Below are 6,633 nucleotides of genomic sequence, written 5' to 3' on the forward strand. Positions count from 1 at the left end.
TACCCCGCAGGCCTCCCCAGATAAGAGCGTCATCTTTCCGCTCATGTGCCTACCCAAGTCTACTGCTATAGCCTTTGGCGGCTTTGGACTTTGCCTTGTTTTGCAGGCTCATCCGACTGTAACGGCCTCAAATTGGGTTCGTGTACCTCAAGCCGTGCGTTTGCCTCCGGCTTCCTTCAAATTCCGCCTCACGACGGACACCCTTGCCCTTGGCTACGGTAGGCGCTCGCCAGCCCCCGTTCGGGACTCTCACCCTAAAGTTAATCGCCCATGCCGAGCGCACCTTGAAAAAAACCATTGGACATTGAATCCAATGGTTTTTTGTAATTCACCTTCAGTTAAATTTGCATCCGCATGACTTCCTGATAGGCTTCGACCACCTTGTTCCGAACCTGTACCGTCATCTGCAGGGCAAGCGATGCTTTTTCACCCGCAATCATCACATTATGAATGTCTCCCCCCTGGCCCGCTGCCAGTTGGTATCCCAAATTTGCGGACTGGGTTTCCATTTCAGCCACTTTGTTTAGAATGTTTCCCAGCACTGAAGCAAAAGACTCTTGCGAGGCGGTCTTTGGGGCCACTCCTGTCTCCCCAACTGTCAACGGGGATATTTGTGAGATGGGACGAATCATCCTTAGCTCCTCCTAGATTGAATTAATTTCATTGTCCTACCTGTCTGTGATTATCGTCCTCCACCCTGAATTGCGGTACGAAGCTTGTTAAAGTGTCCGCTGATCAGCTGCACGACGGCGTTGTATTTGATCTGATTGACAGCCAGTTGAGTCATTTCCGAGTCAATGTCCACATTGTTACCGTTATTGTTAACGGCTGTGGAGTTCTCCACGATAATTTCCGGTTGAATCTGGCTGATTGATCGAGGGCCAGCTGGTATATGTCTGGGATCGGTTTGCAACAATTGTATGGGTGCATTCTTTTGCTCCAGATAAGCTTGCAGGGTTGACTCAAACGATATGTCGCTTCTTTTAAAGTTTGGAGTATCCACGTTCGCAATGTTGTTGGCTAACTCTTTTTGTCTGAGACTGGCAGCGTCAAGAGTCCGTTCGTAAATTTGCATCGATTTGGTATTGATGAAACTCATGAGTTATCACCTCTGAAGGTGTCGTTTTAAAATCAATTCGACTTATATTCACAAATTCCTACATATCGTCTAACTCCTCTCCTGTGGCAGATTCTTTTACAATTTGGCCTTCCGAATAACCTTCTGATTGGTACACCCGGTGAGTGAATTTCACCAACAAATTTTCGCACTGGTCAAGCCGATTTTTTGCCTGAGCCAGCATTGGACTTGCGAAAAAATCACGTTTCATGATCTTGCGAAACCATCTTTTTAACTTCAGTAAATCGGCCTCATTTTCTTCAACTTCATGGAAAGTAAAATTCCCTTTGGCGGTTTCCGTTTCAATTTCTTTCTGAAAGATCGCGCAGCCTTCGAGAAATTCCTGATACTCTAAGGTTCGTTTCCCGTTAAACGTATCAATCAATCGTTCCTCTGTGTCCACGGAAAATTTGGATACCTCCAGCAGATGTGCTTCCCCGTTACTCGACTCAATCAGTTTTTTGATTTGCATCAGTTTTTTTCGTACTTCCGGCGTATCGGGAGCAACGCATACCGACTGTTGAATATACACAACCCCAAGTTCTTTTAAATTCCGCCAGATTCGAACACGCAAGGTTGACGGTTCACTGGGGACCTTGTACGAGAACACAATCCACGAGAAACCTGTTTCCAAACAATGTCACCCCTTTTCTGAATACCCAACTTCCGATTGCCAACGAATCCATTTCCCAACTTCCATCCACAAAGGAGCAAGTACCGCACTTGTAATCACTACAATCCACTCCTGAGGATGAATTGGGGTAAGATGCAGCAACTCACGAAGCGAAGGCACCCACACGGCCAACATCAGAAATCCGATAGCCGATACGATCCAAACCCACATGGTTTTATTTGTGAAAATTCCAAGATGAATCAAAGGCTCCCGAAGCGAACGCATCAGTAATGCCAGAATTAAGTGTCCGATCATCCAGGTGGCAAATGCGACCGTTTGTGCATGCCTGACATCGGCCCCCGCTTGTAAAGACCAAACGTAAGCTACAATAACAGCCACCCCTAACGAGAGTCCACCCGAGAAAATCCCGGTCAGCATCGTCCTATCCATAAAGGGTTGATCTGTGCGTCTTGGCGAAGGTTTAATTACATCTTCTTCAGAGCGCTCCGCGGTAAAACTTGTCGACGCTCCAAGATCCATAAACAATTCGAGAACAATAATCTGAATGGGAGAAAAAGGCATGGCCAAACCCGCGACACCAGCAAAAAATGTGCTTGAGATCAAAGCCACTTTCGCCGCCAAATAATAACGAACCGCTTTAAACAGATTTTCAAATAACTTTCTTCCTTCTCGAACCGCAACCGTAATCGTCGAAAAGCGGTCATCCGCCAACACCATGTCGGCTGATTCCTTCGCCACGTCAGTTCCCGTTTTGCCCATTGCAATCCCAACTGCCGCTTCTTTCAAGGCAGGGCCGTCGTTGACCCCGTCGCCGGTCACAGCCACCATTTCTCCCTGTTCTTGAAAAGCCCGGACAATCCGTAGTTTATGTTCAGGAGTGGTTCGGGCAAAAACAGAAATCTCTTGCACGCGTTGACGCAAGTCTTCATCCGTCATTCTTTCAATCTCACGGCCTACCATTGTTTTCTCGGAATCAATCCCTACTTTGCTTGCAATCGTACGGGCTGTCTCCGGGTGATCACCAGTGATCATCACAACCCGTACACCAGCCTGCTGCAAATCCCTTACAGCATCTTCAGCATCTAAACGCGGTGGATCCAGTAATGCGACCAGCCCTAGAAAGACCAAATCTGACTCAGCCTCATGCCGTGTCATTTCAGAAAACGACACTGGTTGTTCTTTAAATGCCAACCCGAGGACCCGATATCCCTTGGATGCCAGTATGTTGGCTTGTTGTTCGATCTCAGTCCGGAAAGCCTGTGCCATCGGAACAATCTGGCCACTCCAAACCACATGCTCTGCAAGTGAGAGAAGCTGCTCGGGAGCCCCTTTGCTCAAAGTAAACTGGGAATCGCCTCTCCGAACCAGAACCGATACCCGTTTATTCAAATCGTCCAATGGGTACTCTTCAAGAATCTGAAATTCTTTACGAATGGCTGTAACATCATATCCGATTTCTTCTGCTTTATACAGAAAAGCTGTATCGGTAGGATCCCCTTCAAATCCTTTTTTCCCATCCGGCTTTTCCGTTACATACCCATCATTGGCAAGAACTCCGATACGGACAGCCAGTTCTCCCCAGGCAGATTGTTGTTGCTCTTGATCCGTTAGCCACTGGCCATTGATAAACCATTTTTCCACCTGCATGCGATTTTCCGTCAAGGTACCGGTCTTGTCGGTTGCAATCACTGTGACATTGCCCACTGTTTCTGCCGTCCGTAAACGACGAAGGATCGCGTTTTGTTTGGAAAGCCGGTACGCCCCCAATCCAATTACCATCGTAATCAAAATCGGCAGCTCCTCCGGAATCGTTGCAAACGCGAGAGAGAGCCCGGTTAAGATGGTTTCCCGCCAGTCCATCCCCCTTAGCCACCCAAGAAAGGCGATCAACACGCTAAACCCAAGGGCAATCCAGACCATCCAGCGGGTTAACTCCCGCATATGAAGTTGAAGCGGGGTTCGAGGTTCCCGTGCTTCCTTGACCAGGCCGACAATTTTTCCAATCTCCGTCTCCCTGCCTGTGTGGACCACAACCCCTTTTCCTTTGCCGCGAGTAACCAGCGTCCCGGAAAAGGCCAGATTCCTTCGATCTGCCAGTTCAGTCTCCTCCCCCAAAATCAGGTTCGCTTCTTTGGAGACAGGGACGGATTCTCCGGTGAGGCTTGACTCATCGATGCGAAGATGAATGGTTTCCAACAAGCGAAGATCTGCAGGTATTCGTTGTCCCGGACGCAAGAACACTACATCACCGGGTACCAATTCGGAAGCGGCGATTTCACGGTATGCACCGTCACGAATTACCGGTGCATCCATCGTACTGAGTTTGGCCAACGACTTGATGGCCCGTTTCGCTCGGCTTTCGTTCCCCATTTCAATCGCCAATACTGCAATAATAATCACAAAAATGGCAATTGCATCCCGCAGTTCCCCCAAGAAGCCGTACACGACCCCCACTGCCAAGAGAAGAAGAATCATCGGTTCCGTTACTTCTTCCACTATTTCTTGCCACCAGGGCTTGCCCGGAGCTGTAGGCAAGCGATTAGGTCCATACAACTGTGTCCGTTTTTCTGCTTCCAATGCAGACAGTCCGTTTTGTACATTCGTTTCCATCACGTGCACCACTTGATCAGCAGAAACGTTATGCCATAAATCAGATCTTTGACCTGCCTGAACTTGCATCCAATCATTCTCCTCCCTGAAATTATGCAACATTTGTTGCATTCCCCTTCCTGCTTTGATAATATCGAAACGAAACAATTGTTTCAATCAAATCGAATCGTTTGTAACAAATTATCCGAAAGGATGATGTCATTGGAGCAACAGTTTGCACAACTAATCAGCGAATACGGTTACCCGGGCATTTTTATATTCTTGGCAGTCGGAATCGTTGGATTGCCTTTGCCTGATGAAATGCTTATGACGTTCGTCGGATACACTGTGTATCAGGGAAAAATGTCATATCCTCTGGCGGTAGTATCCGCATTTTCCGGTTCAGCGGTTGGAATTACGATCAGTTACTTGTTAGGGTCAAAACTGGGACTCCCATTCTTGAAAAAATTCGGTCCTAAACTCCACATTACCGAACGAAAAATTCAACGAACCCATGACTTGTTTGAAAAGTACGGAAGTATTTTGATCTTTGTTGGCTATTTCATTCCAGGGGTCAGACACGTTACCGGATATATTTCGGGAATCGCGAATATTGGAATTCGAAAATTTGGCCTCTTCGCATATTCCGGTGCTCTTGCTTGGAGTCTGACCTTTATCAGTTTAGGAAGAGAGCTTGGGGAAAACTGGTATCTCGTTCAGGAGTACCTCCATAGATACGGCTTATTTGGGTTTGCCTTGGTCATAATCCTGGCAACAGTGATGTTTATTTATTTCAAGTTTCGACGTGGGAACACATGATGATACGTTTCGATCGTTCATTTATGGAAAAATAAAAGACTTTTTAATTGGCAGGAGGTCAAACAAATGACGAAATGGATTTCTCTTGTATCGGCGGTAATTGAACGATTTGGTCTGACTCCGGATTCAGTCGTTCATTTTAAGGAACGGGGGCGTAATCATCTGAGGGAGGCAATACGTCCAAGCGATTGGGGATTTTTGATTGTGGTTGGAACTGCTGCGCTGTTCATTTCTCTTGAAATCGTGTATCTTTTTTTCTTAGTTGCACGGGATTTCTTTTCGATTGCCGGCACGCTGATTCAGGATTTCCCTACTTCCCTCACAATCAACGATCTGCTGCAGTACACCAAAAACGAGCTTACTAAGGTTTTCAAAGTCATCTCAAATACGATGAGTTTTAGTTTGATTGATTCCATTCTTTGGCTGTCAGGGATTCTGCTGGTTTTGATCGCCATAGCATTATGGGGGAAAAGAATACTTAAAAATCTTTTCTCATTCAGAACTTCTTCTACGAAGAATACAAATTGGACATCTTGGCTGCTGCTTTTCGCAGGCTTGGCGGTGCATATCGCAGCCTTCACTTATTATCGAGTAGGAGGGGGCGGCTAACCCCCGTCCTCTCACACCACCTAGCATGCGGGTCCGCACTAGGCGGTTCCAAAAGGTTCACGAAGTTCCAAATAACGAACAAGCAAACTTTTCAGCCCTTGTGCTTCCCAATAGGAAGTATCAAGGGCATTGTTTAGGTTGCGGGCCATTTCCCATGCCCCGCAACGGGAGTTGGCCATGATGTGAACCGCAAATTCCGGCACACCCAGTGCCCGTAGTTCCCGATAGCGTGTTCGCACTCGCTTCCATTGTTTCCACAGGCACATCCTCAGCCGCCGCCGTATCCACCGGTCGAATGACTCGCAGTGGTTCTTGGCCGAGGCGATGTGGAAGTATCCTGCCCACCCCATGATGTAGCGGTTCACTTCCTCAATCCTCTGCTTCATCGATACCGGCCGGGTTCTGGATGTGATGGTACGGATCCGTTCCTTGAACCGCTCGATCGTTTTCGGCGCGAGCCGTATGGTTCCCTGCCGATTCGGCAGAAAGCTGAATCCAAGAAACTTCCGCCTCCATGGGCGGTCTACCGCGCTACCCGCGCCATCAGGATGTCATGATTCACCCGGTCAAAAAACTTTTCCTGGTCCATGTCGACCACCCAGCGGTATCCTTCCTGGATGAAGCGTTGGGCTTGCCGCACGGCATCGTGCGCCCGCTTGCCCAGTCGGAATCCGTAGCTGTACTGTAAGAATCCGCCATCGAAGATGTGGGTCATCACTTGTAGAAGGGCTTGCTGGAGGAAGCGGTCCATTACGGTCGGGATTCCTAAGAGCCTCACCCCGCCTCCGGGTTTGGGGATTTCCACCCGTCTGACCGGCTTCGGTTCATACGTTCCCGTCAGGAGTTGGTGTTTCACCGTTCCCCA

At 48.2% G+C, this 6,633-nt stretch carries 6 protein-coding genes and 1 pseudogene; 2 read left to right on the forward strand and 5 right to left on the reverse strand.

Features of this window, described 5'->3' with window-relative positions:
• Positions 1–338 precede the first annotated feature (338 nt).
• Genes fliE through C230_RS0101150 form a run of 4 tightly spaced genes read right to left on the reverse strand, consistent with a single transcriptional unit; the run spans position 339 to position 4,517 of the window.
• On the reverse strand, positions 339–632 hold the full coding sequence (gene fliE / locus C230_RS0101135) for a flagellar hook-basal body complex protein FliE (RefSeq protein WP_018130240.1): 294 nt from the start codon (positions 630–632) through the stop codon (positions 339–341).
• 50 nt (positions 633–682) lie between these two features.
• Entirely contained in the window at positions 683–1,099 is a 417-nt protein-coding gene (gene flgB / locus C230_RS0101140; protein ID WP_018130241.1) for a flagellar basal body rod protein FlgB, read from the reverse strand.
• Between the two features lie 58 nt (positions 1,100–1,157).
• Positions 1,158–1,751: a Chromate resistance protein ChrB gene (locus tag C230_RS0101145; RefSeq protein ID WP_018130242.1), complete on the reverse strand. Its 594-nt coding sequence runs from the start codon at positions 1,749–1,751 to the stop codon at positions 1,158–1,160.
• Positions 1,752–1,757: 6 nt separating this feature from the next.
• The gene (locus C230_RS0101150; RefSeq protein ID WP_156807297.1) at positions 1,758–4,517 is read right to left on the reverse strand and encodes a cation-translocating P-type ATPase; all 2,760 of its coding nucleotides are present in this window, start codon (positions 4,515–4,517) and stop codon (positions 1,758–1,760) included.
• Between the two features lie 45 nt (positions 4,518–4,562).
• Here C230_RS0101150 and C230_RS0101155 point away from each other — a divergent pair, with 45 nt between their 5' ends.
• Together C230_RS0101155 and C230_RS0101160 are read left to right on the forward strand one after the other, a co-directional pair.
• Positions 4,563–5,159 (forward strand): DedA family protein, encoded by a 597-nt coding sequence (locus tag C230_RS0101155; RefSeq protein WP_018130244.1) that lies wholly within the window; start codon positions 4,563–4,565, stop codon positions 5,157–5,159.
• A gap of 66 nt (positions 5,160–5,225) precedes the next feature.
• Entirely contained in the window at positions 5,226–5,768 is a 543-nt protein-coding gene (locus tag C230_RS0101160; RefSeq protein ID WP_018130245.1) for a hypothetical protein, read from the forward strand.
• A gap of 38 nt (positions 5,769–5,806) precedes the next feature.
• Here C230_RS0101160 and C230_RS21675 read toward each other — a convergent pair.
• Positions 5,807–6,633 (reverse strand): annotated as a pseudogene (locus tag C230_RS21675) (group II intron maturase-specific domain-containing protein); the annotation flags it as partial.

Origin of the sequence: Effusibacillus pohliae DSM 22757, from assembly GCF_000376225.1 — a bacterium.
Taxonomy (GTDB): Bacteria; Bacillota; Bacilli; order Tumebacillales; family Effusibacillaceae; genus Effusibacillus; species Effusibacillus pohliae.

Excerpts from the sequence above, each read along its gene's own strand:
- flgB (WP_018130241.1), bottom strand. The coding sequence starts at position 1,099 with ATGAGTTTCATCAATACCAAATCGATGCAAATTTACGAACGGACTCTT.
- C230_RS0101160 (WP_018130245.1), top strand. The coding sequence starts at position 5,226 with ATGACGAAATGGATTTCTCTTGTATCGGCGGTAATTGAACGATTTGGT.
- fliE (WP_018130240.1), bottom strand. The coding sequence starts at position 632 with ATGATTCGTCCCATCTCACAAATATCCCCGTTGACAGTTGGGGAGACA.